This is a genomic window from Streptomyces sp. CB02923 (genome assembly GCF_001905005.1).
Classification (GTDB): Bacteria; Actinomycetota; Actinomycetes; order Streptomycetales; family Streptomycetaceae; genus Streptomyces.
The window spans coordinates 275,807-301,669 of the sequence record NZ_LWKZ01000028.1 but is presented as its reverse complement, the minus strand read 5'-3'; the positions used below and the strand labels follow the sequence as shown (position 1 = coordinate 301,669).

At 71.8% G+C, this 25,863-nt stretch carries 27 protein-coding genes; 15 read left to right on the top strand and 12 right to left on the bottom strand.

Annotation, left to right across the window (positions count from 1 at the left end; all coding sequences use genetic code 11):
- Window positions 1-259: 259 nt before the first annotated feature.
- Complete coding sequence (locus tag A6A06_RS42440) at window positions 260-421, bottom strand: hypothetical protein (RefSeq protein WP_199931427.1); 162 nt, start codon at window positions 419-421, stop codon at window positions 260-262.
- An 810-nt stretch (window positions 422-1,231) separates the two neighbouring features.
- Window positions 1,232-2,521: a ScbA/BarX family gamma-butyrolactone biosynthesis protein gene (locus A6A06_RS39415; protein ID WP_073768839.1), complete on the bottom strand. Its 1,290-nt coding sequence runs from the start codon at window positions 2,519-2,521 to the stop codon at window positions 1,232-1,234.
- Window positions 2,522-2,737: 216 nt separating this feature from the next.
- Here A6A06_RS39415 and A6A06_RS39410 point away from each other — a divergent pair, with 216 nt between their 5' ends.
- A complete protein-coding gene (locus A6A06_RS39410; RefSeq protein WP_073768901.1) occupies window positions 2,738-3,352 on the top strand; it encodes a ScbR family autoregulator-binding transcription factor in 615 nt (204 codons plus the stop codon).
- Between the two features lie 149 nt (window positions 3,353-3,501).
- A complete protein-coding gene (locus A6A06_RS39405) occupies window positions 3,502-4,797 on the top strand; it encodes an NAD-dependent epimerase/dehydratase family protein (protein WP_079194653.1) in 1,296 nt (431 codons plus the stop codon).
- Window positions 4,798-4,816: 19 nt separating this feature from the next.
- Here the strand turns inward: A6A06_RS39405 and A6A06_RS42435 are convergent, their stop codons facing one another.
- Window positions 4,817-6,367, bottom strand: coding sequence for a transposase (locus A6A06_RS42435; RefSeq protein WP_199931426.1), 1,551 nt, complete (start codon window positions 6,365-6,367; stop codon window positions 4,817-4,819).
- Window positions 6,368-6,895: 528 nt separating this feature from the next.
- Between A6A06_RS42435 and A6A06_RS43675 the strand changes: the two genes are divergently transcribed.
- The 3 genes from A6A06_RS43675 (at window position 6,896) to A6A06_RS39380 (ending at window position 10,483) form a co-directional block, all read left to right on the top strand.
- Window positions 6,896-7,855: a TetR/AcrR family transcriptional regulator gene (locus A6A06_RS43675; RefSeq protein WP_079194652.1), complete on the top strand. Its 960-nt coding sequence runs from the start codon at window positions 6,896-6,898 to the stop codon at window positions 7,853-7,855.
- Between the two features lie 138 nt (window positions 7,856-7,993).
- Window positions 7,994-8,944: a phosphotransferase family protein gene (locus tag A6A06_RS39385; RefSeq protein ID WP_073768899.1), complete on the top strand. Its 951-nt coding sequence runs from the start codon at window positions 7,994-7,996 to the stop codon at window positions 8,942-8,944.
- 222 nt (window positions 8,945-9,166) lie between these two features.
- Window positions 9,167-10,483, top strand: a complete 1,317-nt coding sequence (locus A6A06_RS39380; protein WP_199931425.1) for an IS701 family transposase — start codon at window positions 9,167-9,169, stop codon at window positions 10,481-10,483.
- Between the two features lie 70 nt (window positions 10,484-10,553).
- Here the strand turns inward: A6A06_RS39380 and A6A06_RS43410 are convergent, their stop codons facing one another.
- A complete protein-coding gene (locus A6A06_RS43410; protein ID WP_073768836.1) occupies window positions 10,554-10,946 on the bottom strand; it encodes a hypothetical protein in 393 nt (130 codons plus the stop codon).
- Window positions 10,943-11,116, bottom strand: a complete 174-nt coding sequence (locus tag A6A06_RS42425; RefSeq protein WP_199931424.1) for a hypothetical protein — start codon at window positions 11,114-11,116, stop codon at window positions 10,943-10,945. The genes A6A06_RS43410 and A6A06_RS42425 overlap by 4 nt, the downstream gene beginning before the upstream one ends.
- A gap of 91 nt (window positions 11,117-11,207) precedes the next feature.
- On the opposite strand from A6A06_RS42425, the gene A6A06_RS39370 reads away from it, so the two are divergent.
- The 3 genes from A6A06_RS39370 to A6A06_RS43850 all read left to right on the top strand — a co-directional run bounded on the left by A6A06_RS39370 (window position 11,208) and on the right by A6A06_RS43850 (window position 12,986).
- Entirely contained in the window at window positions 11,208-11,855 is a 648-nt protein-coding gene (locus tag A6A06_RS39370; RefSeq protein ID WP_073768835.1) for a TetR family transcriptional regulator, read from the top strand.
- A gap of 142 nt (window positions 11,856-11,997) precedes the next feature.
- Entirely contained in the window at window positions 11,998-12,807 is an 810-nt protein-coding gene (locus A6A06_RS39365; protein ID WP_073768834.1) for a helix-turn-helix domain-containing protein, read from the top strand.
- Complete coding sequence (locus A6A06_RS43850) at window positions 12,693-12,986, top strand: DUF397 domain-containing protein (RefSeq protein WP_338015986.1); 294 nt, start codon at window positions 12,693-12,695, stop codon at window positions 12,984-12,986. Before A6A06_RS39365 ends, A6A06_RS43850 begins: the two co-directional genes overlap by 115 nt.
- Here A6A06_RS43850 and A6A06_RS39355 read toward each other — a convergent pair.
- Entirely contained in the window at window positions 12,929-13,585 is a 657-nt protein-coding gene (locus A6A06_RS39355) for a rhomboid-like protein (protein ID WP_073768832.1), read from the bottom strand. The two genes, A6A06_RS43850 and A6A06_RS39355, sit on opposite strands and share 58 nt — an antisense overlap.
- Window positions 13,586-13,754: 169 nt before the next feature.
- On the opposite strand from A6A06_RS39355, the gene A6A06_RS39350 reads away from it, so the two are divergent.
- Together A6A06_RS39350 and A6A06_RS39345 are read left to right on the top strand one after the other, a co-directional pair.
- A complete protein-coding gene (locus A6A06_RS39350) occupies window positions 13,755-14,417 on the top strand; it encodes a TetR/AcrR family transcriptional regulator (protein ID WP_073768831.1) in 663 nt (220 codons plus the stop codon).
- A gap of 381 nt (window positions 14,418-14,798) precedes the next feature.
- Complete coding sequence (locus tag A6A06_RS39345) at window positions 14,799-16,334, top strand: MFS transporter (RefSeq protein ID WP_073768830.1); 1,536 nt, start codon at window positions 14,799-14,801, stop codon at window positions 16,332-16,334.
- Between the two features lie 249 nt (window positions 16,335-16,583).
- Here the strand turns inward: A6A06_RS39345 and A6A06_RS39340 are convergent, their stop codons facing one another.
- A complete protein-coding gene (locus tag A6A06_RS39340) occupies window positions 16,584-17,081 on the bottom strand; it encodes a MarR family winged helix-turn-helix transcriptional regulator (protein ID WP_073768829.1) in 498 nt (165 codons plus the stop codon).
- Window positions 17,082-17,224: 143 nt separating this feature from the next.
- Window positions 17,225-18,292 carry a questin oxidase family protein gene (locus A6A06_RS39335; RefSeq protein WP_073768828.1) on the bottom strand — a complete coding sequence of 356 codons (1,068 nt, stop codon included), beginning with the start codon at window positions 18,290-18,292 and terminating at the stop codon, window positions 17,225-17,227.
- Between the two features lie 298 nt (window positions 18,293-18,590).
- Here A6A06_RS39335 and A6A06_RS39325 point away from each other — a divergent pair, with 298 nt between their 5' ends.
- Window positions 18,591-19,082: a pyridoxamine 5'-phosphate oxidase family protein gene (locus A6A06_RS39325; RefSeq protein WP_338015987.1), complete on the top strand. Its 492-nt coding sequence runs from the start codon at window positions 18,591-18,593 to the stop codon at window positions 19,080-19,082.
- A gap of 12 nt (window positions 19,083-19,094) precedes the next feature.
- On the opposite strand, the gene A6A06_RS39320 is transcribed toward A6A06_RS39325, so the two are convergent.
- The 4 genes from A6A06_RS39320 to A6A06_RS39305 all read right to left on the bottom strand — a co-directional run bounded on the left by A6A06_RS39320 (window position 19,095) and on the right by A6A06_RS39305 (window position 21,453).
- Window positions 19,095-19,487, bottom strand: a complete 393-nt coding sequence (locus A6A06_RS39320) for a hypothetical protein (RefSeq protein ID WP_073768826.1) — start codon at window positions 19,485-19,487, stop codon at window positions 19,095-19,097.
- 197 nt (window positions 19,488-19,684) lie between these two features.
- Window positions 19,685-20,101 carry a PPOX class F420-dependent oxidoreductase gene (locus tag A6A06_RS39315; protein WP_073768825.1) on the bottom strand — a complete coding sequence of 139 codons (417 nt, stop codon included), beginning with the start codon at window positions 20,099-20,101 and terminating at the stop codon, window positions 19,685-19,687.
- 113 nt (window positions 20,102-20,214) lie between these two features.
- On the bottom strand, window positions 20,215-20,757 hold the full coding sequence (locus A6A06_RS39310; RefSeq protein WP_073768824.1) for a hypothetical protein: 543 nt from the start codon (window positions 20,755-20,757) through the stop codon (window positions 20,215-20,217).
- A gap of 90 nt (window positions 20,758-20,847) precedes the next feature.
- Entirely contained in the window at window positions 20,848-21,453 is a 606-nt protein-coding gene (locus A6A06_RS39305; RefSeq protein WP_073768823.1) for a GNAT family N-acetyltransferase, read from the bottom strand.
- 175 nt (window positions 21,454-21,628) lie between these two features.
- Here A6A06_RS39305 and A6A06_RS39300 point away from each other — a divergent pair, with 175 nt between their 5' ends.
- The 4 genes from A6A06_RS39300 to A6A06_RS43405 form a co-directional block, all read left to right on the top strand.
- Window positions 21,629-22,630 (top strand): sigma-70 family RNA polymerase sigma factor, encoded by a 1,002-nt coding sequence (locus A6A06_RS39300; RefSeq protein ID WP_073768822.1) that lies wholly within the window; start codon window positions 21,629-21,631, stop codon window positions 22,628-22,630.
- Between the two features lie 232 nt (window positions 22,631-22,862).
- A complete protein-coding gene (locus tag A6A06_RS39295; RefSeq protein ID WP_073768821.1) occupies window positions 22,863-23,633 on the top strand; it encodes a DeoR/GlpR family DNA-binding transcription regulator in 771 nt (256 codons plus the stop codon).
- The gene (pfkB, locus tag A6A06_RS39290) at window positions 23,630-24,577 is read left to right on the top strand and encodes a 1-phosphofructokinase (protein WP_073768820.1); all 948 of its coding nucleotides are present in this window, start codon (window positions 23,630-23,632) and stop codon (window positions 24,575-24,577) included. The genes A6A06_RS39295 and pfkB overlap by 4 nt, the downstream gene beginning before the upstream one ends.
- Window positions 24,578-24,673: 96 nt before the next feature.
- On the top strand, window positions 24,674-25,863 hold a 1,190-nt coding region (locus A6A06_RS43405), incomplete at its 3' end, for a fructose PTS transporter subunit IIA (protein WP_242441172.1).

The window sequence follows — 25,863 nt, the reverse complement described above, 5'->3', positions numbered from 1 at the left end:
CGCGTCGTACCGGCGTTATGCCTGCGTTGTGTCTGCCTTGTACGGGGAACGTGTGGAGCATGTGAAAACACGTGAAGCAGGAGGAACGCACGGATCGAGCGGATAGAGCAGATCGGGCGGAACGCGCCTCACGCGCGCAACGCGCGCAACACGCGGATTCCGTCGAACGTACGGAGTACGCGGAATGCAAGTGGCGGGGAGTCGGCCGGGGGTGTGCGGTCCGCCGGCCGACTCCCCGCAGGGAAGGCTCAGCGCCCGGTCAGGAAATACATCCCGACTTGGGTGCGGCCGTGGTCGCGCTGATGCAGCCGGACTTCGTCGCGCTGATGCAGCCGTCCTTGCCCGCTCCGCGCGGGGAGTTCAGGGCCACCCACTCACGCCAGACGCCGTCCTGGGCCATCTTCTTGATCAGCTGTTCCATGTCCGTCGAGCCTCCGCAGGGCAGGGGATGGTGGAAAACGGCGATGATCAGCCACGCGAGTCGCGCGGGTGCCGCTCCCTAGAACGTAAAAGAAAGACCAAGTGATCGTCAAAGGCCTGCAATGCAGGTATGGCTCAAACACCGACACGAACGGACACTTTGGCTTGATCTTGCGCGTCATGGCCACAGCTCGGAGGGGTGTCGTGGCTGGTTGTAGCCCCTCGCGGCCGAGATTCGTGTGAGGCGGCTCTGGTCTGGACCACAGCATTGGTATGCCGTGTGCATGACAATAAAAACGGTGGCCGGAACGCCGTGGGCCGACCCGTTTGCGCCCCGGTGGCCGCAGGGTGAACACCCGGTGGATCTCCCGAAGTCGTTGTGGGATGGCACCCAATGTGCGTTCCCGCGGCGAGCGCCCCCGGACACCCGGGCGGGACGGGCCGGATGGCCCGGCCCCGCGCCCCTTCACCTGCTGGAATGCGGTGGCCGCCGCGGTCCGGGCGGGGACCTGCGCGAAATCCGCCGGTGAACCCGTATGGGAATCCGTACGGGAATCCGTGCGTGGGTTCTTACGCGGCTCCTTGAGCGTCCCTTTGAGCGGCTCCTTGAGCGGCTGCTTGGTCGCTCCTTGGGCACTCCTTGCGTGGATCCGCGAGTGAATCCCGGGCGGTTCCCTCCGGGGTTCCCTCCGCGGTTCCGGCCGCGATTTCGTCCGTGGCTCCGCCCGCGAATCCGGATGTGCGGACCTGTGCAGGCCCGCGCGTCAATCCGTACGTCAATCCGCCCGGCGCCCCCGCGTCAATCCCCGCGTCAATCCGTACGCGGGTTCCCGGGTGAATCCGCGCTCGGCTCTGCGCCCGTCTCCGTGCCGGATTCCCCGCCGGGCCCCGCGTCCGAATCGGTCCCCAGCGGGCGGGCCGTCACCGTCGCGGTGAACAGCTCCAGGCCGTTCTGGTGCGCGGTGACGCGCGTATGGACAAGCCCGGAGGCGTCGGTCCACAGCGCGGCCCCGGGCGGGAATTCCTCCGGGAATTCCACGGCCCCGACTTCCTCTCCGCAGCCTGCTCCCGCTCCTGCTCCCGCTCCTGCTCCCGCTCCTGCTCCCGCTCCTGCTCCCGCTCCTGCTCCCGCTCCTGCTCCCGCTCCAGCTCCCGTCCCCGCTCCGGCAGCTGCCGCCGAGTCCGGGTGCGCGTCCGAGTCCGGGTATGCGTCCGACTCTGCCCCGGCCTCCGGCGGACCGAGCACCGTGGCCTCTATCCAGCAGGGCGCGTCCAGTTCCGCGTACCGCGCGAAGACGGTGCTCAGGCCGACGGGTATGACCGGCAGCGGGTGGAGCGCCGCGTGGACGGCCTGATGTGCGGCCTCCAGCAGGAGCATGCCGGGGGCATGGTCGACCGGGTGGTCGAAGATGACCGGGTGGGTGGTGTCCGTACGGAGCTGCCAGCGGTTGCGGTTGTCCGTGGGAGAAAGCATCACGCTTTCGTACAGGGCGCGGGCGACCCGTCGCGGCGCGACCGGCGGCGGCAGCGGCACCGCGCGCGCCATCGCTTCCCGTGCATCGCCGTATTCACCGCGCAGACGGCGATAGATGGCCGGTGCGTGGCTGGTGAATCGCGCGACCGCGGTGCCGAGCCGGATGCCGTTCCGTGTTGCCTCGACGTCCATGGTCAGGGCACTCAGTGTGTCCTTACGGCGTTTGATGTCGGAGCAGACGATGCGTAGTTCGATCTCGGTGGGGGCAGTCTCGGTACGCAGCGTGCCGGGGTCGAGTGAATAAGTGAAGTGGTCCCAGATCAGTTGGTGTCCGAACGGCACGTTGTAAGCGAGGTGTGAGAGCAGCGGAATGGTCTGCCGGATCGTCTCTACGAGCAGAAGGGGGTCGTGCAGCCGGTTTCTGGAGGAGTAGAACGTATGGGTTCGCGGCCATTCCGCGGTCACGGTGTGGATGTCCGGGTCCGTCTCCTTCCAGCTGGTGAGCAGGACTTCGGACAGTGCTGTCTTGTGTACATACTCCTTGGGCACGGTGGTCGTCAGCGTGCGCGGGGACGGGCCGGCGGCAGCAGCTGCGGAGAACGTCGAAAGCTGGCCGGTGGTGCTCATGCGGGTATCCCCCTGAGGAGTGTCTGCAGGTCCGGTCCGTTGCGGCCCGTTGTGGTCCGCCGGGGCTCCCGGGGCAGGCCGTCGCTTTCCTGCGCGGGCCGTTTGGCGGCCAACGTGGTTCGCTTCGTGGTCGGTTCAGCCGTCACCGCGTGAGAGCCTCGGCTTTCATAAAATAAATAGTATTCGTTTTGTTTGTCGAGGGAGCTGGTGCTGTCCATGCAGGAGCGTGCGGTCAGGACACGTGAGGTCATCCTCCGGGCGGCCGCCGAGGTGTTCGACGAGTTCGGGTTCAGCGGCGCCAGTATCAGCAAGATCATGAAGCGCGCCGGTGTGACCCAGGGCGGGATGTACTTCCACTTCCCGTCCAAGGAAGCCCTGGCCCAGGCAGTGATGATCGAGCAGGGCGGCGGTCTGGAACTGCCGCCCGGAGAGGACGGCCTCCAGCGCCTGGTCGACATCACCCTGTTCCTGGCGGAGGAACTGCAGTCCAACCCCACCCTGCGGGCCGGCGTCAGGCTCGCTGTCGAGCAGGGCGAATTCGGGGTCCAGGACGACTCCGCGTACCGCCACTGGGCCGAGGAGTTCGGCGGCCAGCTGCGCGCCGCGCGCGAGAAGGGCGAACTGCTCCCCGAGGTGAACGTGGACGAACTGTCCTGGGTCCTGGTCAGCGCTTATACCGGTACGCAGCTCTTCTCGCAGATCTCCTCCGGCCGCGCCGACCTGCACCAGCGCGTCGTCTCCCTCTGGCGCTACCTGCTCCCGGGCGTCGCCGCGCCGCCCGTCAGGCCGCAGGTCACCTTCGCGGCGCGGCGGCGGCGGGCGGCGGCGTGAGCGCGGGCCCGAGCGCACGTATCCGCCGCCACGCCCGTACATGTATGCGTGCACGTATGCCGAGCCGGTGACGGAACCCGGACCGCCGTCTGCGAAGGTGGCGACGATCAAGACGGGTGACACGGGTGACGTGGGCAGCGGGAGAGGACATGGCGGCGAGCATGGCGGATGACGTGTCAGGAGGCGTGTCGGCGACGGCGCCCCGGCGGGTGGTGGTGACCGGGGCGACCGGGTTCATCGGCTCCGCGGTGATGCGGGAACTGCTGCGTGCCGCCACGGGGCCGACGGCGCCCGGCGACCGGCCGCGGCCGGACCCGGAACCGTACGGCAGCACCTCACATCCGGAGGGCAGCACCTCACATCCGGGCGTCAACCAGAATCCTGATTCGGTTTCGGGTACGGAAACGGGGCCGCGCCACCTCGACCCGAACCCCCGCCCGTACCCCGACGCCCACTCCCACTCCCTCCACCTCCGCGCCACCGCCCGCAAGCCGCCGGAAGCCCCGCAGCCGGCCGGCGCCCCCGTCGAATGGGTCGCCGCCGACCTTGCCGACCCCGCCTCGCTCCGCGGTGTCTGTGAAGGCGCCGACGTCCTGCTCCACCTCGCCTCCGACATCGGCCGGGACGAGGAGCGCTGCGAGCTGGTCAACGTCCGCGGCACCGCCGCCCTCGTCGCCGAAGCCGTACGCGCGGGTGTCGGCCGTATCGTCATGCTCTCCACCGCGGCCGTGTACGGGGCCGGTCCGCACGCGGGTCCGGGCGTGGACGAGGTCACGCCCGCACCGGTCTCCGCCGCCAGCCGCACCCGCCTCGCCGCCGAACGCCCGGTGCTGGAGGCGGGCGGCACGGTGCTGCGGCCGGGCCTGGTGCTCGGCGCGGGCGACCGGTGGGTCGTACCGGCGCTGGCCGAACTGCTGGGCCGCGTACCGGCACGCTGGGACGGCGGGCGCGGCCTGCTCTCCGCCGTGGCGGTCGACGACCTGGCCCGCCTCTTCGCGCGGCTGGCTCTCGCGCCGGACGGCATCCCCGGCGGCGTGCACCACGCGAGTCACCCCGTCCCCGTACGCAACGGGGACCTCATGGACACTCTGATCGGCCACGGCGTCTTCCCACAGCCGAAGGGCACGCTCGCCACGCCCCAGAACGACATGCCAGGCATGCCGGGAACGCCCCAGAACGGCACGCCTCAGAACGCCACGCCCCCGAACGGCATCGCCGAAGCCCTCCCCGACCTCCCCTGGGACGAGTGCCTGAAGCGCCTCGGCTCCACCCCCGGCCGGGTGAGCGCACGTCAGTTCGCCCTGCTCGCCAGCGACCACTGGTACCGCAGCGACGAGGTGTGGACGGCGGCGGGCTGCGACCCCGGCCCAGGCCCCCTCGTACGGCTCGCGGAGGCGGCCGACTGGTACCGGTCGCACCTTCAGGACCGCGCCCGCGCCCGTTAGGGCGGCGCGGTGCGCGGCGTCAGGACACGAACCGCACCGTGGACAGCGTCGCCTCGTCCGGCTCCGCCGCCAGGGCACGGTAGGCGTGCGCGGCGGAGGCCAGCGTCATGTGGTGGTGCCAGCCCGGGAAGGAGCGGCCCTCGAAGTCGTGCAGTCCGAAGTCCGTCGCGAGGGTGCGCAGGGTCGCCGCGGGCAGCTGGTGCAGCCGGGCGAGGCCGACGAGCTGGCCCATGCGGCGGTGGGCCATGTTGGTGAGCCAGACCCGGGGCGGCCGGGCGTTGGCCGGGCCGGGTTCCGCGAAGGCGCGGTAGGTGTGGTGGGAGCCGGGCAGACGTACGGGCGTGGGCGCGGACTGGAGCAGGCGCGGGCGGGTGCCGGGGTCGCCGGGCATGCCGGGCGTGGCCGGGGTGGCCAGGGGGGTGGCGGGCGGTACGGCGATGACGAAGTCGCGTCCCTGCCGGGCGAGCGCCTCGATGAGCCGTACGGAGTCGGAGTACTCGCTCAGGTCCGCCACGACCGGCGCCGGCGGGCAGGTCGAACGGGCGGCCTGGGCTTCCACGAGGTCGAGGGCGTGCACCCACATCGGGCGGGGGTGGCTCGTCTCCGAGGCGGGGATGCGGTTGCGGCGCAGCAGCTCGGTTTCCTCGGCCCACTGCGGCGGCAGGAACAGCCGCCAGTCGACGGACACGGCCGCGCTGCCGCCGCAGTCACCGGCGGCGGAGGCGGCGACAGAGGCGGCGACGGAGGAGGCGGCCGAGGCTGCGGTGACGGCAGAGGTCGCGGCGGCGGAGGCGGAGACGGCGGCGGCCGTGGGGGCGTCACCCACCGGCAGGAACATGCCCATGGCGAGCTGGCAGCTCACGGTCCGCCCGACGGCGGAGTCGAAGCGGCGGTGGACGCCCACCGAGTGGCCGCCGCGCTTGGGCAGTACCGCCGGGGCGAGGATCCACGCCCGGGGCGGGGCGGGCTGCTCCGCGCGGCGGACGATTTCGCGGCGCACCGGGTTCCAGTCCCAGGGGCTGGCGTTCAGGAACTGGTGGAGCGACTGCGAGGCGGTGGGCGAGTCGGAGACCGCCGCGGCGAGCCGGCGTACGGACTTCTTGCCTTCGGTGGTCAGCAGTGCCAGCAGATACGCGTGGGCCCAGCGGCGCTGGTCGGTACGCGGGAGATGGCCGAAAAGGTCCTCGGCGAAGGCGTCGAACGTCTCGGACGGGCCGGATGTCACGGTCGCGGCGGTGGAAGCGGAGTCGCCGGAGGCGGCGGCGGACGGCGCGGGCGCGGCGGGGGCGTCGGCCCGGCCCGGCCGGCGGACGGTTCCGGTTCGGCCCGCGGGGCCGGTGGTTCCGGCGGCGGAGGTTCTGCCGGTGCCTCCGTTGTGGGCGGTGGACCGGCCGGGGCGGGCGGTCCTTCCGGAACCGGCGGTGTGGGTGTCGGCGGAGGCGCCGGAGACATCCCGTACGCCGGATTTGTCGGGCGCGGTGCGGACTGCGAGGGGGTGGCTGGAAGAGAGGGGAGCGGACAGGGGGCGTGCGGGGGTTCGGGTAGCCGGATGCGCGGTTTCTGTCGTCATGCGTTCGTTCCCTCCCGTGGTCATCCCGTGAATCGGGCGCCGACCAGCAAAGAATAAAGAACGATCGTTTTTTTTGCGAGCCCACGAGGTCCGGGGCTTTTTTCGTCGTACCCGCAGCCGGTCGCGGGCAGTTGAACGCCGGCCGAACCGCGGGCGCTCGGCGGGGGAGGAATCGGGGTGGCCGCGCCCCGGAGGGGGTACGGATACCGGGCCGGGGCCGGGCCGCGTACCTGACGGCGCGTCGGGCCGGACGCGGGGACGCGGGCCGCCGGAGCCGCGCCCCCGGCGCAGGGCGGGATTCCGCTTCGGCGGCCGCCCGGCCGACGCCCTCCGGGGAACGGTTCAGGCGTCAACGAGCGCCCCCGTGGGACGGGCCCCGGACCCCGGACGGATACCGGTTCCCATACTGATCAAGTCTCCGCCAACTGCCGCCGGAGCCGTGCGGGCGGTCAAACCCGGCTCTAGCATGGACGGTTGGATGTCACCGGTACGGCGCTGACAACCGAGGGCGATCACCGAGGCGGGGCAATGGCGCGACAGGACCGAGCTGAGCGGACGCGCCGGGCCCTGCTGCGGGCCGCCGCCGACGAGATCGCCGAGAAGGGTTACGCGGGCGCCTCGATGGCCCGTATCAGCACCGCGGCGGACGTCACGATCGGCGGCCTGACGTTCCACTTCGCGTCCAAGGCGGCGCTCGCCGAAGCGGTCAGGGACTCCGGCTGCGCGCTGACCCGGAGCGCGCTGGAGTCCCTCATGGCGGCGAGCCGGTGCCCCAAGACGGCGGCCCGGGGCGAGTTACGACGCGTCGTCACTTTCACCCGCACCCTCGCGCGGCTGCTCGAAGAGGAGCCCGACGTACGGGCCGCCGCCCGCCTCGCGTGGGACTTCCCGGACGACGGCAACACCTGGTACGCGATGTGGCTGCCGTCGCTCACCGAACTCGTCGATCGGGCCCGCGCGGACTTCGTCGGCTGGACGACCGCGGAGGCGGTCACCGCCACGGCGGTCTCCGTGGTGACCGGCGCGGAGTTCGCGGCCCGCATCGGCGTGCCCCGCGGGGCCACGGCCGGGCTGTCCCCGTGGGAGCACGTGGACCGCGTGTGGGGCCTGGTGCTGGGCGCCCGGCCGCCGCTCCTGATGGGCGGGGACGAGGGGCCGGTGGGGCCGGGGGGATCGGTGGGTCCGGGGGGCTCGGTGGGGCCGATCGGGCCGGTGAGCCCAGTGGGGCCTACGGGGACGGTGGGGCCGGTAGGTCCGATGGGCTCGGCGGGCCCGATAGGGGCGTACCGGGTGAGTGAGGACCCGGTGGGCGGTGACCTTTCAGGGGAACACCGCGGAGGCGAATCCCGCGCAGGCGAATCCCGCGAATCCCGCGAAACCCGTGCAAACGAAACCCGCGAAGCCCGCGCGGGCGAGCTCCGGACCGGCGAGCACCGGGCAGGGGAGCACCGGGTGGCCGAGTGCCGGGTGCGCGCCGCGACACGGTGAGTGCGCGTCGCCGCGACGCGGGGGGCGCGGTGAGTGCGCGCTGAGTGCGCGGTGAGTGCCCGGTGGGTGCGCTGTGAGGGGGCGTCAATCCCGTCGCGGCGCGGTGCCCGCCGTGGCAGCATCGCCGCCATGTCAGAACTGCCCGGTTTCATGACGCCTGACCAGCTCGCCGCCCGCACCTCACGTGCGCGGGACGCGGCCGTCGCCGCGGGGCGCGACCTGGGGCTCACGGTGACCGACGCGACGGTGCTCCACGACGTGTTCTCCGTCGTCGTGCACCTCGCGCCCTCGCCCGTGGTCGTCCGGGTGCCGACCGTCCTTCCTCCGTACGCCGGGCCCGACATCCAGGCGGCCCGTCAGCGGCTGGAACTCGACGTGGTGGGGTGGCTCGCGGCCCAGGGCGTCCCGGTGGTTCCGCCGAGCCCGCTCGTGCCCAGGGAGCCGGTGCGGCGCGACGGTTTCTCGATGACGTTCTGGCAGTTCGTCGAGCAGGACAAGGGCGGCGAGCCCGATTACGTGCACCACTCCCGCCTGACGGCCGGCCTGCACGCCGCGCTGCGCTCGTACCCGGGTGAGCTGCCGTTCCTGTCGGCCGCCGAACCGAGGTTCGCCACGGAGGCGCTGGCCGCCCTCGAAGGCCGTCCCGACCTCCTCGGCCCGGCCGACCTCGACCGCGCGCGGCGGGAGTGGGCGCTCCTGGAACCCCTGGTCAGCTCGCGTGCGGCGTTCGAGGCGGAGTTCCCCGGCGTCGGCTTCCAGCCGGTCCACGGGGACGCGCCCGCCGTCAACATCGTCGCCACCCCGGGCGGTGCGCTCTACTCCGACTTCGAACTGGTCACGCTCGGACCGGTCGAGTGGGACGTGGCGGCCCTCGGTCCCGAATGCGAGGCCGCGTACGACGAGGCAGCGCGGAGCCGTGGCCTGCGGACGCTCGACGAGCGCGTCCTGCGCTTCGTCAACGCCGTGGGGATGACCCGCTCGGTGGCGTGCCTCGCGCTGGCGCCGCAACTGCCCCTGCTCGTGGAGGCCGTACGGCCCGCCATCGAGCACTGGCGGACGCTGCCGTTCGCCGGTGGCTGGCAGAACTGAACCCCGGCGGGCACCGGGGGCCTCCCGGCGGCCCCAGGCGCCTACGGCCGCCTCCGGTCGCCCGCCTCCCGGCGGCCCCCGGCGCCTCCAACCCCCCGCCCCGGAACTTCGTGAAGTCGTCCGCGATCCGTCCCCCGACGCGCGAAACATAGCGAACGTTCTTTATTGTCCTGCTGACGCCCGCCTGCCCGTCCCATCTCCCCGGGGGCCAGTCCCTTGTCCGTGTCCGCATCCCCCACCGCCGCTCCGCCGCTCCTCCCCGGGCGGCCGGTCAGCACCCAGGAGGCGTGGATCGAGGACCTGTGCAGTCACCTGTTCGCCTCCTTCTCCAGGGCGGACCACCACCTCAAGGGTGAGCAGTACGTACGCGGACTGCTCACCGCGCCCGGCCGCAAGTCCATCCGCAACATCGCCCGGACGCTGGACGACACCGGCGCCGCCCAGCGCCTGCACCACTTCGTCTGCAACGCCCCGTGGAACTGGCGCGCCGTCCGTGAAGCACTGGCCGACTACCTCGTGGACCGCGCCCGCCCGCGCTCATGGGTCGTACGCCCGATGCTCATCCCCAAGTCCGGTACGAACTCGGTCGGCGTCCACCGCCGTTTCGTCCCCGCCACCGGCCAGCTGGTCAACGGCCAGCTCGCGTACGGTCTCTGGTACGCGGGCCAGTCCCTCAACGTCCCCGTCGACTGGCGGCTCCACCTCCCCCCGCCGGCCTCCGGAACGACCACCCCCGATGACGACGGCGTGACCCGGATCCTCGAACTGGCGCAACGGGCCGCCGACCCGGCCAACGGCCCCGCCTCCCCGGTCGTCTGGGACAGCCAGATGCACCACGCCGCAGACGTGCTGAGCACGCTCGCCCCGCTCGGCCTGCCCGTCATGGCCCGCACGCCCGGCTCCCTCGTGCTCCACCTGGTGGACCGCGGCGGTCGGCCGACGCGGCACAACGCCCTTCCCGCGCAGCGTGTCCTGGCCGCGCCGGAACGTTTCGGGCTGCCGGTCCACGACGTGGCTCCCGGCGTACGGGCCGTACTGACCCGCGTCGTACCGGCGCGTACCAGCGGTGCAGAGGGCGGCGAGAACGGAGCGAGCGCCGAGAGCGGCGAGGGGCGCGAGCTGCTGCTCTACGCGCAGCGGTACGAGGACCCCGAAGGCCACGACGGGGGACGCGGACCGGGCGCCCGCGCGGACTTCTGGCTGACGACGCCGACCCGCAGGACCCCGGCCGACCTGCACCGCCTCACGCGGGCCGCCGCCTGCGTGGCCCGCGACAGCGCCCGCACCGGAGGCCGCACGGGCCTGCGGGACTTCGAGGGACGGTCGTACGACGGCTGGCACCGCCACATGACGCTGGCTTCGATCGCGTACGCCGTCCAGTCGCTCACCGCGCTCAGCGACCTGGAGGCCGCACGGCCGGACCACGGCACACGCCAGCGACTGCACGCGCTCCCGCAGTCGTACGCCTACGCGCCTGCACAGTCGGCCCGCGCCGCCCGGCAGCGCACGAACGGACTGCCCCTCACCCTCGCGGGGTGAAGGGCAGTCGCGTGCGCCGGGTGTGTGCGCCGGGTGCGCCGGGTGCGCCGGGTGCCTGAGCGGCTCGGCGTCAGCCGCCGAACGTCCAGCTCAGGGAGCCGTCGGCGGTGGCCAGCGTCGCCAGGATGATCAGGTCGACGGCGCCGAGGGCCATGCCGAGCACGGCACGGAAGCGCCGGGTGGTGTTGCGTGCCAGGGCCAGCGCTCCGAGTACGAGGGCGCAGGGGCCGAGGACGACGTTGGCGACCAGTGTGCCGACGAGGCCGAGCACGAACGCGGCCACGGCCATGCCGTCGGCCTGCCCGCGCGCCGCACCGCGCGTCGGCCCGGCCGCGGGCTTTGTGCCCGGCTTCGTGTCCGGTTTCGTGTCCGGTTTCGCGTCCGGCTCCGTGGCGGTGCCGGTACGGCGGGTTCCGGTGTCGGAGTCGTGGTCGGTGTCGTGGTCGGTGATGAGGGTGGTCATCGGGACGCTCCCCCGGTCTTGGTGGTGTGGTGGCGGCGCTCGCGGATGGCGAAGACGAGCAGCCAGCAGCTGATGGCCACTGCCGCGGCGATCGTGACGGGGACCGGGAGGTGTGCCGCGGTACCCACCAGAACCCCCAGCAGGAGGAGGGCTGCGACAAGGAACAGCATGATCTGCCTTTCCAACTTGGAGGACAGTTGTTCACTCAGGTTCCCAGTGTAGGGGTGGAGAAACTGAGAGAACGGTTGTTTACTGGATGACATGAGTCACAGTGAGACCGTCGGGGTCCGACAGGCACAGAAGCAGCGCACCCGGCAGGCCCTGCTCGATGCGGCGCTCGGCCTGCTGGAGGAACAGAGCCTGAGCAGCCTGGGGTTGCGCGAGGTGACGCGCGCGGTCGGCGTCGCCCCCACCGCCTTCTACCGGCACTTCCGTGACCTGGGTGAACTGGGAGTCGCCCTGGTCCAGGAGTCGTTGAGCAGTCTGCATACGACGGTCCGCGCGGTCCTCGCCGAACAGGACGGCGCGGAGGAGCGGATCGACCACACGGTGGCCGTCGTCGAGCGGTACGTACGCGAACAGCCCGCGCACGTCCGCTTCATCGCGCGCGAACGGCACGGCGGCGTACGGGCCGTGCGGCAGGCCATAGCGGACGAACTGGACCGGTTCGCGACGGAGGTCGCGGCCGCGCTCGCGTTGCAGCCGGTGTCGGACGGCTGGAGCGACGAGGACGTACGGATGCTGGCCGAGCTGTACGTCGACCGGCTGGTGATGACGGCCTCGGCGTTCCTCGACGTGCGGGACGGTGGCCACGAGGGCACGGAGCGCTGGCAGTCGGTCGCCCGCACGGCGCGGCGGCAGCTGCATCTCATCAGCGTCGGCCGCCGGCATTGGCGGGATGGGGCGTGATGCGGCGTGGTGGCGTTTCCTGATCGTCATTTGCGCTTCGCTGACCAATTGGTGGCGTGATTGCATCATTTGGCTCAATTGTCAGTGGGTGGGTCTAGCGTTTGCCGTGGGTCAACTACGCGGGTAGCGGGAGGCGGACGCGATGACGAACGAGAATGCCCAACCACCGATGGCGTGGCGGTACTGCGGCAACCAGATCAAGCTGTGGCGCACACGGGCGGAGATCAGCCGCGAGGCGCTGGCCGACGAGGCCGGTTACGCGGCGGAGTACGTGAAGTCGATGGAGCAGGGTCGGCGGAAGCCGACGGTTCATCTGCTCCAGGTTGCGGACCAGATGTGCGGTGCGCGCGGGTTGTTGAAGGCGGCCGAGGACTACTTGCAGCCGGACAAGTTCCCGTCGTACTCCGCGGATTACCTGCGGTACGAGGCCGACGCGATTGCCGTCAGCTCCTACCAGGCGCAGCTCGTCCCTGGGCTTCTCCAGACCGAGGCATACGCACGGCACCTGATCGAGAGTCGCTGGCCGCCGCTGGACCGGGAGGCGATCGAGCAGCGCATCGCCTTTCGGATGGAGCGGCAGCCGTTGCTGGACAAGGAGACCAGGACGTTCAGCTTCGTGATCAACGAAGTCGCACTGCGGCACGAGGTGGGCACGAGGCGGGAGCACGAGGAGCAATTGCGTCGACTCCTGGAGGCGTGCGAGCGGCGTAACGTGACCCTTCAGGTCCTGCCTTGCAAGGGTGGCGCAAGTCCGGCGCTCTTCGGTCCGTTCAACTTGCTGGAGATGCCTGATCACGACCGAATCGCCTACGAGGAGGGCCACCTCGGCGGGGTGTTGTGTGCGGACCCGGAGCGGGTCAGCCACATCATCCAGAGGTATGGGCAGCTCGTCCAGAGGGCCATGCACTCCGAGGATTCGGCGCAGTTCATCAAGCGGTTGGCGGAGGAATAGTGAACGGAAACCTGGCGTGGTTCAAGAGCAGCTACAGCAATGACGACGGCGCCGAGTGCGTCGAAATAGCCAACGCCCCGACCGTGGTCCATATACGGGACTCGAAAGACCCGCAGGGGCCTCAGCTGGTGTTCGGGGTGGCGGCCTGGGGGGAGTTCCTGCTCCGTGTGAGGGGGTAACAGGCCAGGCCCAGGAGGGCGGCCGCCAGGTGGCCGATGTCGGTGAAGGTGAGGTTGTCGAAGAGGGGGGCGGTGTAGAAGAACAGGACGCCCGCGGCGTACACGTAGCGCAGGGGGCGCCAGGGGACGCGGTACGTTAGGACGGCCGCGACGCCGGCCAGCGCGTAGCTGACGCCGACGTCCAGCGTGTTCACCGCGGAGCGCGGTGCCGCGTCCGTGTGGATGGCGAGAGCGAGGACGCCCTCGCTCAGGTAGGTGGCGCCGATGTGGGCGATGCCCATGACCGTGAGCCAGCGGCGGGTGCCGAGCCAGCGTTCGGCGGGGACGTGGAAGATGTTGAAGACGACGAAGTAGAGCGGCCAGCCGCCGCCGTCGAGCCAGAGTGCGCTGGTCAGCAGGACCCGGCCGGGTGAGATCAGCAGGTTGTGGATATTGGTGGAGCGGCGTTGCAGGACGTGCTCCAGGATGTCGGGCGTCAGCTGGTGCATGATCACCGACGTTCCGAACAGGAGCCCGAGCCAGATGAACGTGCCGGGGGCGTGGCACACGTATGACCGGATCGCGCGGGGGAGAGCGGTCGGGCGGAACGAAGCGATCATGAAACCTGTATACGGCACCCACCCCGCCCGCCCTTTGTGGCGCAGGACACAGCGACGGGTGAAATAACCGGGGAGGGCTTCCCCGTTTAAACAGACGTTCCCACTGAAGCGGGGAGAGAGTCCCCGCTTCGGTCGGTTCCGGAGACGACGACGAGAGGAACGTGCCGACATGACCGCCACCCGCACCCGCGCCCACGGCGCACGCGCGGCGACCCCGCAGCCCCGACTGCGCGCGGACGCTCTGCGTAACCGGGAGCGGATCATCGGGGCGGCCCGTGAGGCGATGGTCGAGTTCGGGGCGGAGATCCCGCTCGATGAAATCGCTCGACGGGCCGGGGTCGGCAATGCGACGCTCTACCGTCACTTCCCGGATCGCCTGGAGCTGATCCACCACGTAACGCTCTCCGTCATGGACCGCACAGCGGACAAGGCGGAGTGCGCTCTCGCCGAGGAGTCCGATGCTTTCCGAGCGCTGAGGCGCTTCGTCTTCGCCGCGGTCGAGGAGCGGATCGGTGCCCTGTGCCCGCTGCTCTCGGACGGCGTCGACACCAACCACCCTGACCTGCTCGCAGCGCGTGAGCGCCTGGAAGGGGCCGTCGAGGCCCTGATGGGCGCCGCGCGCGACAGCGGCCAGCTGCGTACCGACATCGCCGTCGGTGACCTGATGGTCGCCCTCACCCAACTGACACGGCCGCTGCCCGGAAGCGGCTGTACCGACTTCGACCGGTTCGTGTACCGGCACCTGGTGCTGTTCCTGGACGGCCTGCGGACGCCCGCGCACTCGGAACTGCCGGGCGCCGCGGCCACGCTGGAGGACCTCCGGCACACCTGACGGCCGTACGGCGGGGCTCCCGTACCAAGGGGCTACCGCACGACGGAACCGCACGACGGAATTCGCGGCGCACCGCGTACTGCGTAACGCGTACCGAGTACTGCGTAACGCGCACTGCGCACCGCGTACCGCGACCTGCGACCGGCCCCCGGGCCGCGCCGCCGGTTCCGTCGTGCTGCCGGACGGCGCCGCGCGGACCGTACACGCCGCCGCACCCGCCGCACCCGCCGCCGTACACGCAACCGGTCAACACCTGATCAACACGTACTGAACACCGGCTCAACACCACACCGACACCTTTTTTCCACAGAGCGGCACCGCGTCCTCGCACCGCCCACGTCCCGTTTCTCTTCGCTCACGCACCACTAGGCGGAACCACCCATGTCTGAATCGACCACGTACGTCGATCCCCGGCGCTGGAAAGCGCTCATATTCATCGCCCTGGCGCAGCTCATGGTCGTGCTCGACGCGACGATCGTGAACATCGCCCTGCCCTCCGCGCAGGCCGATCTCGGCATCTCCGACGCGAACCGGCAGTGGGTCATCACGGCGTACGCCCTCGCCTTCGGCGGCCTGCTGCTGTTCGGCGGGCGGATCGCCGACCTGTTCGGCCGCAAGCGGACCTTCGTGATCGGCCTGGTGGGCTTCGCGCTGGCCTCGGCTCTCGGCGGTGCCGCCGCCAACGAGGGCGTACTGCTCGGCGCGCGTGCCCTCCAGGGCGTCTTCGGCGCGCTGCTGGCGCCGGCCGCGCTGTCCCTGCTCGCGGTGACGTTCACCGAGGCGCGGGAGCGGGCCAAGGCGTTCGGCATCTTCGGCGCCATCGCCGGTGGTGGCGGTGCCGTGGGCCTGATCCTCGGCGGTGTGCTCACCGAGTACATGAACTGGCGCTGGACCTTCTTCGTCAACATCCCGTTCGCCGTCATCGCGGCGGCCGGTGCGCTGCTGGTGATCCGCGAGCCCGCGGGCAGCCGCAACCCGTCCCGCCTGGACGTGCCCGGCGTCATCCTGGCCACCCTCGGCCTGGTCTCCCTGGTGTACGGCTTCACGCGCGCCGAGTCCGACGGATGGGGCGCCGGAATGACCATCGGCCTGTTCGTGGCGGCCGCGGTGCTGCTCGCCGCGTTCGTGCTGGTCGAGTCGAAGGTCAAGTCCCCGCTGCTGCCGCTGCGGGTGCTCACCGACCGCAACCGGGCGGGCGTCTACACGTCGCTGGGCCTGGCGGTCATCGGCATGTTCGGTCTGTTCCTGTTCCTGACGTACTACATGCAGATAGTGAAGGGCTACACCCCGGTCACGACCGGTCTGGCCTTCCTGCCGATGATCGTCGGCATGATCACCGGCTCGACGCAGATCGGTGCCCGGCTGATGACCCGCGTACGGCCGCGGCTGCTCATGGCCCCGGGCTTCCTGCTCGCCGCCGTCGGCATGTTCCTGCTGACCGGGATCGACCTGGACACGTCCTACCCGGCCCTGATCCTGCCCGCCTTCCTGCTGCTCGGGCTCGGCATGGGTACGGCCTTCATGCCCGCCATGTCGCTGGCCACGCACGGCGTGCAGCCGCGTGACGCGGGTGTCGCCTCGGCGATGGTCAACACCTCGCAGCAGGTGGGCGGCGCCATCGGCACGGCCCTGCTGAACACCATCGCGGCCAGCGCCACCACCGCGTACGCCACCTCCCACGCGAAGGGCGCGGCCTCGGTGGACCTGCTCAAGCTGGAGTCGATGGTGCACGGCTACACCGCGGCGATCTGGTGGGCGGTCGGCATCCTGGCCCTCTCCGCGGTCATCGCGTTCACGATGGTGACCACCGGGGCCCAGGGCGGCAGCGGACCGGTCGCCCGCTCCGGCGACGGCGCGGACACCGCCGAGGGCGCCGACGCGGAGGCGGACGTGCCGATTCCGGTCATGGCGCACTGACGTCGGGCATCGGGCGCTGATGCCCGTCATGGCGCGCTGACGTCGGTCATGGCGCGCTGACATCGGGCATCGTGCACCGACGTCCGTCATGGCGCACTGACGTCGGGCACGTAGCACCGCGCATGTGCGTGAGCGTGAGCGCGTGCGTGCGGATGCGGGCCTGCGGCCGGGGGACGGCCGCAGGCCCGTACGCATGCCCGGGGCCCGGCGCGGGACCCGGGCCCTACGGCGCCGGTCTGCCCTGGCTCCTCAGCGGAGCCAGGGCAGGTCGGCGCCTTGTGGCTGCAGGCCGTCCGCCACCGTGCGGCAGATGTCGGCCAGCTGGCCGACCTGCTCGGGGCTGAGCCGGTCGAATATCGCCGCCCGCACGGCGGCGACATGGCCGGGTGCGGCCTTCTCCAGAACGCGCAGGCCCTCATCGGTGAGGACGGCGTTCTGGCCGCGCTTGTCGGAAGGGCAGTCCTCGCGCCGGACCCAGCCGCTTTTCTCCAGGCGGGCCACGGCGTGCGAGAGCCGGGAACGGGTGATCTTGGCGTTCTGGGCCAGCTCGGTCATCCGCAACCGGCGCCGGGGGGCCTGGGAGAGCTGGACGAGGAGCCCGTAATAGACGTGCGGCATGCCTGCGTCACGCTGGAGCTGGCGGTCGAGATGGTCCTCCAGGAGCGTGGTGGCATGCAGGTACGACTGCCAGGCGTACTGCTCTTCGTCGCTGAGCCAGCGCGGCTCACCTGCGGGTTGGGTGCTCATACCATCCACTGTCTCACCGCTCCGCCATTTCTTGAAGTTTTAACTAGAGGTGACGGGGAGGAAATATGCAGGTGGGGCGTTGTGCCATGGGCCCAGGTTTTTTCAGGAACGCTCTGGAACGGATGCAACTAGAGGCAATCCGTTCAGGAAACGGCGGGAATCAGTCGCTGGGCGCGCACGGCAGCGGCCAGGGCCCGGCCGTCACCGTCCGCGTCGGCGCCCGCGTCCCAGGCCGCGACGTCCACCGCCGTGTCGGTCATCTTGATGACGTGCTCGTCACCGTGCGCCGCGGAACGCTCGAAAACCTCCTCGGGAGTGAGCGGACCGGCGTCCTCCAGCGGCGGCAGGGCCTCGCCGGCCGCGTAGACCGAGGTGATCGCGGCACTCGCCGCCCAGGCCGCGCCGAGTGACGCCGCCCACAGCTCACGGGGGAGCGCGGGCAGGGCGCGCAGCACGGCGTTCGGGGCCGTGGCGGTGTGCACCATCAGGACGCCGTTGCCGTGCCCGTGATCGAGATAGTGGTGCACCGCGGCCCGGACCAGCGCGGTGAGCTGGGCGCGGGCGGCGTCCGGATCGTCGTACGGCACGCGCAGCGACTCGGCGGTGGCCAGCCAGCCCGGAGTGCCGGGCAGCTGGGCCAGCCCGTCGAGCGGCAGAACCTGCTGGTCCGGGACGTGCGGAAGGGCGGCCAGGGCTTCGCCGGGAGAGGCGGTGCCGGTGGGGTTCACCGATACGGGCAGCGTGGTGTGGCGGGCGGCCCAGTAGCCGAGCGCGTGCGCCAACTCCGCGACGCGCGGCGCCTCCTCGCCGCCCTCCAGGAGCGTGCGTACGGCGTGGCCGACCCGGATGACGGGGTGCGTCGCGGCACCGGCGATACCGGGCAGCAGACGCGGCCACCACTCGGCGAGCACCTCCCGCCACGGGCGTTCGGCGACCAGCCGGGTGAAGTACGCGGTCCAGTCGGTGACCCGGCGCGGCTCGCCCAGCGCCTCCCGCCAGTTGGCGCCGGTGACCGCCTCCAGCGCGCGCGGCACGTCCTCCAGCTTCGTCTCGTAGTGGTCGAGCCAGCGGTGCACGGAACCCGCCTGCCCGTGCCTGACCAGAGCTTCCACCGCCATCGGTCCATGGTTGGCGAGGAGCCCCTGGAATTCGGGGCCCGAAGTGTGCAGGCGCTCCAGAGCTTCGTCGAGGGTGCCGCTCGTGGTGTCCATGCGCCGAGGCTAGGTCGGCACCGCGTACGCCCGTAACGGACGCGGGCCCTACACCCCTGTACGGCGATGGTCGTAAGGCCGCAGGAGGCCGCGCCCGTGTGCGCCATACCCGACAGGAGGTGTCGGGTATCGGGAGGAGGGTGGGCGCATGACGAACGACGGGACAGACACGAGCAACGGCGTCCATACCGGCGGCACCGGCGGCACCGGCGGCACCGGCGGCACCGGCGGCACCGGCGGTACGGGCTGGGCGGGCTGGGCGGGATTCCTGGCGGCCCAGCCGGAGCTGGCGCGCCTGGTGGAGGCGCGCTTCGCGGCGTACCGGCACCACGTCCTCGGGACGCTCCGCGCGGACGGCGCGCCGCGCCTCACCGGCATCGAGGCGGACTTCCGCTTCGGCGAACTGTGGCTGGGCATGATGGCCAACTCCCGTAAAGCGCTGGACCTGCGGCGCGATCCGCGGTTCGCGCTGCACGCCAATCCGGGGCCGGACACGGACATGGCGGGCGGCGACGTACGGGTCGCCGGGCGGGCCGTGGAGGTCACCGACCCGGCGGTGCTCGCCCGGTACACGGGCGAGACGAAGCCGCCGGAGCCGTTCCACCTGTTCCGGACGGAGCTGACCGAGGTGGTCCGTACGTACGTCGAGGACCCGCACATCGTGCTGGAGACCTGGCGGCCCGGCGTCCCCCTGCGCACCATCCGCAGGGGGAACGGCGCCGAGCCGCCCACGGTCACCGTCGCGCCCACGGTCACCGTCGCGCCCGCAGCCACCGTCGCGCCCGCGTAGGGCGGCGCGGCATCACGAATAGGCGCGCTTCACGGAGGAGCACTTCTGCCAGTTGCCGCCCTTGTAGGTGCAGATCTGGAACGTGAACTCCTTGCCGGAGCCGCCCATGAAATTGTTCGGCATCTTGAAGTCCCTGGCCTGGCCGTTCGAGCCGAGCTTCCACTCGTGGGACTTGGTGCCCGCGTACCCGCCGTTCACCCGCGAGAAGGAGACCTGGGCCCGGATCCTGTCGTTCGACGTGTTGTCCCAGACGCGGAAGGTGTTCTTCTCGCTGATGTACTCCACGCCCGCTCCGTTGCCGGGCGTCCGGAGCTTGTACGTGGCGGCGTGGGCCGGGGCGGTGGCCAGGGCCAGCGCGGCGGTCGCCGCGATGGCCGTCACGCCCAGGGACTTGATGACACGCACGGGGTTCCCCCTTCGGGATCACGGATGACGGCTGAGCGCCGTCGGCACCGATGGTGGCGGGCCGGCGGTGGCGGCGTCAGCGGGACGGCTGTCCGGGACGTGTCCGGGACAGCCGCCGCCGTGTCCGTGCAGGTCAGGGACGCGTGACCGAGGGGCGGAGCGGGAGGGAGGCAGCGGGAGAGCTGGCCCCGCCGGAGTCAGGACACCGGACGGGAGCGGGCAGGACCGCCCTCCGCCTCCAGATGCCAGCTGTTGACGCGCAGCGGGTGGATGCGGATGACCTCGTTGCTGAAGAATTCGGGCGCCATCGGGGGCGCGTCCAGGGTGAGCACCTCGGCCCGGCCGCGGATCTCCACGCCACGGCCCCAGCCGGGGGCGATCGGGTCGTCGTCCGGGGCCATGTCGTCGATGAGCAGCGAGACCCGCGGGCGGGCCGCGGCGTTGCGGTACTTCTGGCTCGCGCTCAGGCCGGGTCCGCCGATGTCGATGGTGTCGTCGTCGTTCAGGACGAACCCGACGGGGCGGGACTGCGGGCCGCCGTCGGGGCCGATCGTCGAGAGGCGGGCCAGCCGCTGGGTGGTCAGGTAGGCGCGTTCGGTGGGTGTGAGAGCCATGGTGGCGACGCTAGGACCTCAAGCGCGATGGAGGTCAAGTGCGCTGGAGATCAAGCGCGATGGAGGCCAGGGCGCCATCAGGCCAGGGCGCCATCAGGGCAGGGGTGGCCGCTTCAGTGGGACGGGTGCGGGCGGTGCGTGCGGCGGGGGCGGTGTTCGCCGTGGGGCTCGCGGGTGCGGTGGGTGCGGAAGACGTACAGGGAGACGGCGAACATCACCGCGCCCATGACCAGCCCCATCCGCACCGACTCCAGGAGGGACGGTCCGGGCGGCCCGGAGAGGCTGTACAGGTAGCCGATCGCGGTACCGAACAGCACCCCGTACGACAGCGCCCGCACCTCGGTGACCAGGGTCGACTGGATACGTACCAGCGCCAGGCCGAGCACCCCGCTGACGACGGCCGCGATCAGGCCCAGCAGCCAGGCGTGGCCCAGCGAGGAGCCGCTGGTGCGGTCGACGAAGGTGGTCCACAGCCCGTAGAGGACCGCGGCGGCGACGGGCACGGCCAGGGCTGTGGTGGACGTGCCGCGCGACTCGCCGCGCGTCTTGGCGTGCGAGCCGCGGGACGTCGCCTGCGAGCCGCGGGACGTCGCCTGCGATGTGGGCTGCGACCGCGCGTCGGCGGTCGCGCCGTGCCGGTGGACGGGTGTCTCCATGACGGACTCCTCTCACTCGCCCCCACTCCAGGCCACACCCGGGCCCCGCGGCCGTCAACCGGAGCGGCCGGTCCGGGCCCGGCGCCGCGCTCAGCCCAGGTGCTTCTCGTACCAGGCGACGTCCCAGTAACGGCCGAACTTGCGGCCGACCTCGCCGTACGTACCGACGTGCCGGAAGCCGAAGCGGGTGTGCAGCCGGACCGACGCCTCGTTGGGCAGGGCGATGCCCGCGTAGGCGCGGTGCACGTCCTCGTCCGCCAGCGCCTCGAAGAGGGCCTTGAGGAGCAGCGTGCCGACGCCGCGGCCGACCGCCTCCCGCGCGCAGTAGACGCTGATCTCCACCGAGGTGGCATAGGCCGGCTTGATCCGGAAAGGACTACTGGTCACATAACCCAAGAGCCGCCCTCCCGCCGGAACGCCCCCGGCCGGAGGGCCCTGCGACCCGCCGCCACCGGCCGGAGGTCCCGGCGCCGGCCGGCCTTCGGTCCCGTATGTCCGCTCCTGGGCAACCAGAAGGCGGTGCGGGCCGTCTTCCGGGTGGGAGAGCAACCACGAGCGGCGCTGCTCGGGGGTGAAGGGCTCCGTGTCGAAGGTGACGGGGGTCTCACGTACATAGTGATTGTAGAGGTCTGTGAGGCTGCCGAGGTCGGCTTCGGTGGCCGCCCTGACCTGCACTTCCCTGTACTCCGGTGACATCCGGCCTCCTCGGTGGGCACGCAGGGTACTGCATGATCACAAAAATAGGTGCTCGGCAGGGGAATTCTGTCCGGATTCCAGCCGTTGTTTCCTTCGGAAGGGGTACTCGGGGCCACACACCCGGTGTCCCACCGCCACCATCCCGCGACCGACTCATCGCAAAGGGAGCACACGCATGGCAACCCGTGCCGTCGCCCGACGTCAGGCCACCAGCAGCGGTGCCGACGGGGCCAGCAGCGTTCGCGCCGTAGGCGGGGAGATCGCCGACCGCGACCTGGTCGGCATGTACCTCGACGAGATCGCGCGCACGCCCCTGCTCGACGCCGCCAGGGAGGTCGAGCTGTCCCAGACCATCGAAGCGGGCGTCTACGCCCGGCAGATCCTCGACGGAATCGTCGATGACGGCAACGCCGCCGGCGGTACCCGCGAAGAGCTCGAAGCGCTGGCCGAAGAGGCGGAGAAGGCCAAGGACGTCTTCATCCGCTCCAACCTGCGCCTGGTCGTAGCGGTCGCCCGCCGCTACCCGCGCGCCGGCCTGCCCCTGCTCGACCTCATCCAGGAGGGCAACGCGGGCCTGGTCCGCGCGGTCGAGAAGTTCGACTACGCGAAGGGCTTCAAGTTCTCCACGTACGCGACGTGGTGGATCCGCCAGGCCATCACCCGCTCCATCGCGGACCAGTCGCGCACGATCCGGCTCCCCGTCCACCTCGTGGAGGAGCTGGGCCGCATCCGCCGCGTCCAGCGCGAGTTCAACCGGGAGAACGGGCGCGACCCGGAGCCCGCAGAGGTCGCCCAGGAGCTGGGCTCCACCCCCGAGCGCGTCACGGACGTCCTGGACTGGGCCCGCGACCCGGTCAGTCTGAACATGTCCGTCGACGACGAGGGCGACACCCAGTTCGGCGACCTGCTGGAGGACACCTCCGCGGCCTCGCCCGAGCAGTCCGTCCTGACGCTGCTGCGCAGCGAGGAGCTGGAAGACCTGATCGACCGGCTCGACCACCGTACGGCCTCGATCATCAAGGCGCGGTACGGCATCGAGGACGGCCGCGAGCGGACCCTCACCGAGGTCGGCAAGCAGCACGGCCTGACGCGTGAGCGGATCCGGCAGATAGAGAAGCACGCGCTGCTGGAGCTGAAGCGGATGGCGCGCGACACGGGCTTCGACGCGGCGGCGTAAGAGCGCCCGCGCCTGCGCCCGCGCCCTCGGTGGTGGCGCGACCCCTTCCCCCAAAGGCGCGGCCCCCATGGACGAGCCCCGGTGCCGACCCCCCCTCGGTGCCGGGGCTCTTTTCTGCCCACCCACGCCCGTTTGTGTCTGCACTGAGTCCGAATGTGTTTACTTAACGTCCGTCTGGTCGTACCTTGGGCGTGAAACCACACGGTCGGGCACAAGGCAGGCACAGAACACCATGTACGCAGCGGAGCGGCAGCAGGAAATCCTGCGACTGGCACGGGAGAGCGGACGGGTCGACGTCCTCTCGCTCGCCGAGGAGTTCCAGGTCACCGCCGAGACCGTACGCAGAGACCTCAAGGCCCTGGACCGGGCCGGAATGGTCCGCCGGGTGCACGGCGGCGCCATCCCCGCCGGACGCCTGGACTTCGAACCGGACCTCGCCGAACGGGACACCGTCGCCGCCGACGAGAAGCAGCGCATCGCGCGGGCCGCGCTCGCCGAGCTGCCCGGCGGCTCCGCGCCCGGCAGCGTGATCCTCGACGCGGGCACCACCGCCGCCCGGATCGCCGCCGAGCTGCCGCTGGAGGCCGAGCTGACCGTCGTCACGCACGCGCTCCCGGTCGCCGCCCGGCTGGCCGACCACCCGGGCCTGACCCTCCACCTCGTCGGCGGCCGCATCCGGCACCGTACGCGGGCCGCGGTCGACGACTGGGCGCTGCGCGCCTACCGCGAGATCAACGCGGACGTGGTGTTCCTGGCGGCCAACGGTTTCTCCCTGGAGGGCGGCCTGACCACCCCCGACCTCGCCGAGGCGGCCGTCAAACGCGCGGCGGTCGCCGCCGCGCGGCGGGTCGTGCTCGTCGCGGACAGCAGCAAGTTCGGGCAGGTGCACTTCGCCCGCTTCGGCGGACTCGACGACGTGGACCTGCTCGTCACCGACACCGGGCTCAGCCCCGACGACGCCCTCGCCATCGAGCGCGCGGGCACGGAAGTAGTGCGCGCATGATCCTCACCGTCACCCCCAACCCCAGCCTGGACCGTACGTACGAGATCCCGTCGCTGGAGCGCGGCGCCGTGCTGCGCGCCACCGCGGACCGGATCGACCCGGGCGGCAAGGGCGTCAACGTCTCCCGGGCCGTCGCGGCGGCCGGGCACCGCACCCTCGCCGTCCTGCCGCTGGGCGGACCGGCGGGCGCGGCGCTGGGCGGGCTGCTCGGGGCGGAGGGCATCGAGGTGGCGGGCGTACCGGTCGCCGGGCAGACCCGTTCGAACATCTCCGCCGTCGAACCGGACGGCACCCTCACGAAGATCAACGCGGCGGGTCCCGAACTGACCGCGGACGAGTCGCGGGCCCTGCTGGACACCGTACGGACCCGGTCGGCCGGCGCGGACTGGATCGCCTGCTGCGGCAGCCTGCCGCGCGGACTGGCGCCCTCCTGGTACGCGGAACTCGTTGCCCAGGTGCACCGGGCCGGAGCCCGGATCGCGCTGGACACCTCGGGGCCGTCGCTGACCGCCGCCCTGCGGGCCCGGCCGGACGTCGTCAAGCCGAACGCTGAGGAACTGGCCCAGGCGGTGGGCCGCCCCCTGCGCACCGTCGGCGACGCGGTCGGCGCCGCGCGGGAACTCCGGGCCCTCGGCGCGGGCGCGGTGCTCGCCTCCCTCGGCGCGGACGGGCAGCTGCTCGTGGACGGCGACGGGGCGTACTTCGCCTCCGCGCCGGTCGCGGCCGTACGCAGCAACGTCGGCGCGGGCGACGCGTCGCTGGCCGGGTTCCTGGCGGCGGGCGGTACGGGCGTACGGGCGCTGGCCGCGGCCGTGGCGTACGGAGCGGCGGCGGTGCAACTGCCGGGCAGCGCGATGCCCGCGCCGGAGGATCTGCGTCCTTCGGCGGTGGTGGTGGCGGAGTCGGTGCCGCAGGAGACGGCGTTGCGGGAGCCGGTGTCGTGAGCGCGCGTGCGCACCGCGGCCCGGCCCGCCCAGGGAGTGCCGGGGCCGAACGGAAGAGTGCCGGTCCAGGACGTGAAGCGAGCGAAGGAGCCCGCGATGAGTGAGCTGATCACCGCGGAACTGGTCGATCTCGACCTGTCCGCCGGGAGCAAGGAAGCGGCCGCGCGGTCGCTGGCCGAGCGGATGGCCGGGCACGGCCGGGTCACCGATCTGGAGGGCTTCCTCGCGGACGTGGCCGCGCGCGAGGCCCAGATGCCGACCGGCCTGGACGGCGGGATCGGCATACCGCACTGCCGCAGCGAGCACGTCACCGAGCCGACGCTCGCCTTCGGGCGCAGCGCCGCCGGGATCGACTTCGGCGCGGCCGACGGCCCGGCCGACCTGGTCTTCCTGATCGCGGCCCCGGCGGGCGGCGACGCGGATCATCTGTCGATCCTGTCGACGCTGGCCCGGCACCTGATGGACGAGGAGTTCACGGGGGCGCTCCGGGCGGCGGACGATCCGGCGGCTGCGGCGGCGCTCATCCGGGGGGACGAGCCGGGTGCCGTACCGGAGGCGACGGCTGTGTCCGCGGCCGGGGCGACGGCCGTACCGGACGCGAGGGCCGAGTCCGCACCCGTATCGGAGGCGACGGCTGAGGCCGGTCCCGCCCCGGACGCGACAGCTGTACCGGAGGCGACACCTGAGTCCGGTTCCGCCCCGGACGAAACGTCTCCTCCCGCCGCCCCCTTCCGGATCGTCGCCGTCACCTCCTGCCCCACCGGCATCGCCCACACCTACATGGCCGCCGAAGCGCTGGCCAAGGCGGGCCGGGAGGCCGGTGTCGAGCTGGTCGTCGAGACGCAGGGCTCGGCCGGGTTCAAGCGGCTGGACCCGGAGACCGTCGCCGCGGCGGACGGCGTGATCTTCGCGCACGACGTGGAGGTACGGGACAAGGCGCGGTTCGCCGGGAAGCCGACGGTCGACGTCGGGGTGAAGGCAGGCGTCAACCGGCCCGCCGAACTGATCGCGGAGGTACGGGAGAAGGCCGCCCGCGGCGACACCTCCGCCCCCGCGGCGCCCGGCACCGCGCCCATGGACCGGGACGGCGCGGCGGGCGACGGCTTCGGCACACGGCTGCGCAAGTGGCTGATGACCGGCGTCAGCTACATGGTGCCGTTCGTCGCCGCGGGCGGCCTGCTGATCGCGCTGGCCTTCGCGATCGGCGGGTACGGCGTCGACAAGGCGCCGTCCGTCGCCGAGCACTTCGTGTGGACCGAGTCCGCGAGCTGGGCGGCGCTGCTCTT

Coding starts and splice junctions, on each gene's coding strand:
- A6A06_RS42440 (WP_199931427.1), bottom strand. CDS start 421: ATGGAACAGCTGATCAAGAAGATGGCCCAGGACGGCGTCTGGCGTGAG.
- A6A06_RS39415 (WP_073768839.1), bottom strand. CDS start 2,521: ATGAGCACCACCGGCCAGCTTTCGACGTTCTCCGCAGCTGCTGCCGCC.
- A6A06_RS39410 (WP_073768901.1), top strand. CDS start 2,738: ATGCAGGAGCGTGCGGTCAGGACACGTGAGGTCATCCTCCGGGCGGCC.
- A6A06_RS39405 (WP_079194653.1), top strand. CDS start 3,502: ATGGCGGCGAGCATGGCGGATGACGTGTCAGGAGGCGTGTCGGCGACG.
- A6A06_RS42435 (WP_199931426.1), bottom strand. CDS start 6,367: ATGACGACAGAAACCGCGCATCCGGCTACCCGAACCCCCGCACGCCCC.
- A6A06_RS43675 (WP_079194652.1), top strand. CDS start 6,896: ATGGCGCGACAGGACCGAGCTGAGCGGACGCGCCGGGCCCTGCTGCGG.
- A6A06_RS43410 (WP_073768836.1), bottom strand. CDS start 10,946: ATGACCACCCTCATCACCGACCACGACACCGACCACGACTCCGACACC.
- A6A06_RS42425 (WP_199931424.1), bottom strand. CDS start 11,116: ATGCTGTTCCTTGTCGCAGCCCTCCTCCTGCTGGGGGTTCTGGTGGGT.
- A6A06_RS39370 (WP_073768835.1), top strand. CDS start 11,208: ATGAGTCACAGTGAGACCGTCGGGGTCCGACAGGCACAGAAGCAGCGC.
- A6A06_RS39365 (WP_073768834.1), top strand. CDS start 11,998: ATGACGAACGAGAATGCCCAACCACCGATGGCGTGGCGGTACTGCGGC.
- A6A06_RS39355 (WP_073768832.1), bottom strand. CDS start 13,585: ATGATCGCTTCGTTCCGCCCGACCGCTCTCCCCCGCGCGATCCGGTCA.
- A6A06_RS39350 (WP_073768831.1), top strand. CDS start 13,755: ATGACCGCCACCCGCACCCGCGCCCACGGCGCACGCGCGGCGACCCCG.
- A6A06_RS39345 (WP_073768830.1), top strand. CDS start 14,799: ATGTCTGAATCGACCACGTACGTCGATCCCCGGCGCTGGAAAGCGCTC.
- A6A06_RS39340 (WP_073768829.1), bottom strand. CDS start 17,081: ATGAGCACCCAACCCGCAGGTGAGCCGCGCTGGCTCAGCGACGAAGAG.
- A6A06_RS39335 (WP_073768828.1), bottom strand. CDS start 18,292: ATGGACACCACGAGCGGCACCCTCGACGAAGCTCTGGAGCGCCTGCAC.
- A6A06_RS39315 (WP_073768825.1), bottom strand. CDS start 20,101: ATGGCTCTCACACCCACCGAACGCGCCTACCTGACCACCCAGCGGCTG.
- A6A06_RS39310 (WP_073768824.1), bottom strand. CDS start 20,757: ATGGAGACACCCGTCCACCGGCACGGCGCGACCGCCGACGCGCGGTCG.
- A6A06_RS39305 (WP_073768823.1), bottom strand. CDS start 21,453: ATGTCACCGGAGTACAGGGAAGTGCAGGTCAGGGCGGCCACCGAAGCC.
- A6A06_RS39300 (WP_073768822.1), top strand. CDS start 21,629: ATGGCAACCCGTGCCGTCGCCCGACGTCAGGCCACCAGCAGCGGTGCC.
- A6A06_RS39295 (WP_073768821.1), top strand. CDS start 22,863: ATGTACGCAGCGGAGCGGCAGCAGGAAATCCTGCGACTGGCACGGGAG.
- pfkB (WP_073768820.1), top strand. CDS start 23,630: ATGATCCTCACCGTCACCCCCAACCCCAGCCTGGACCGTACGTACGAG.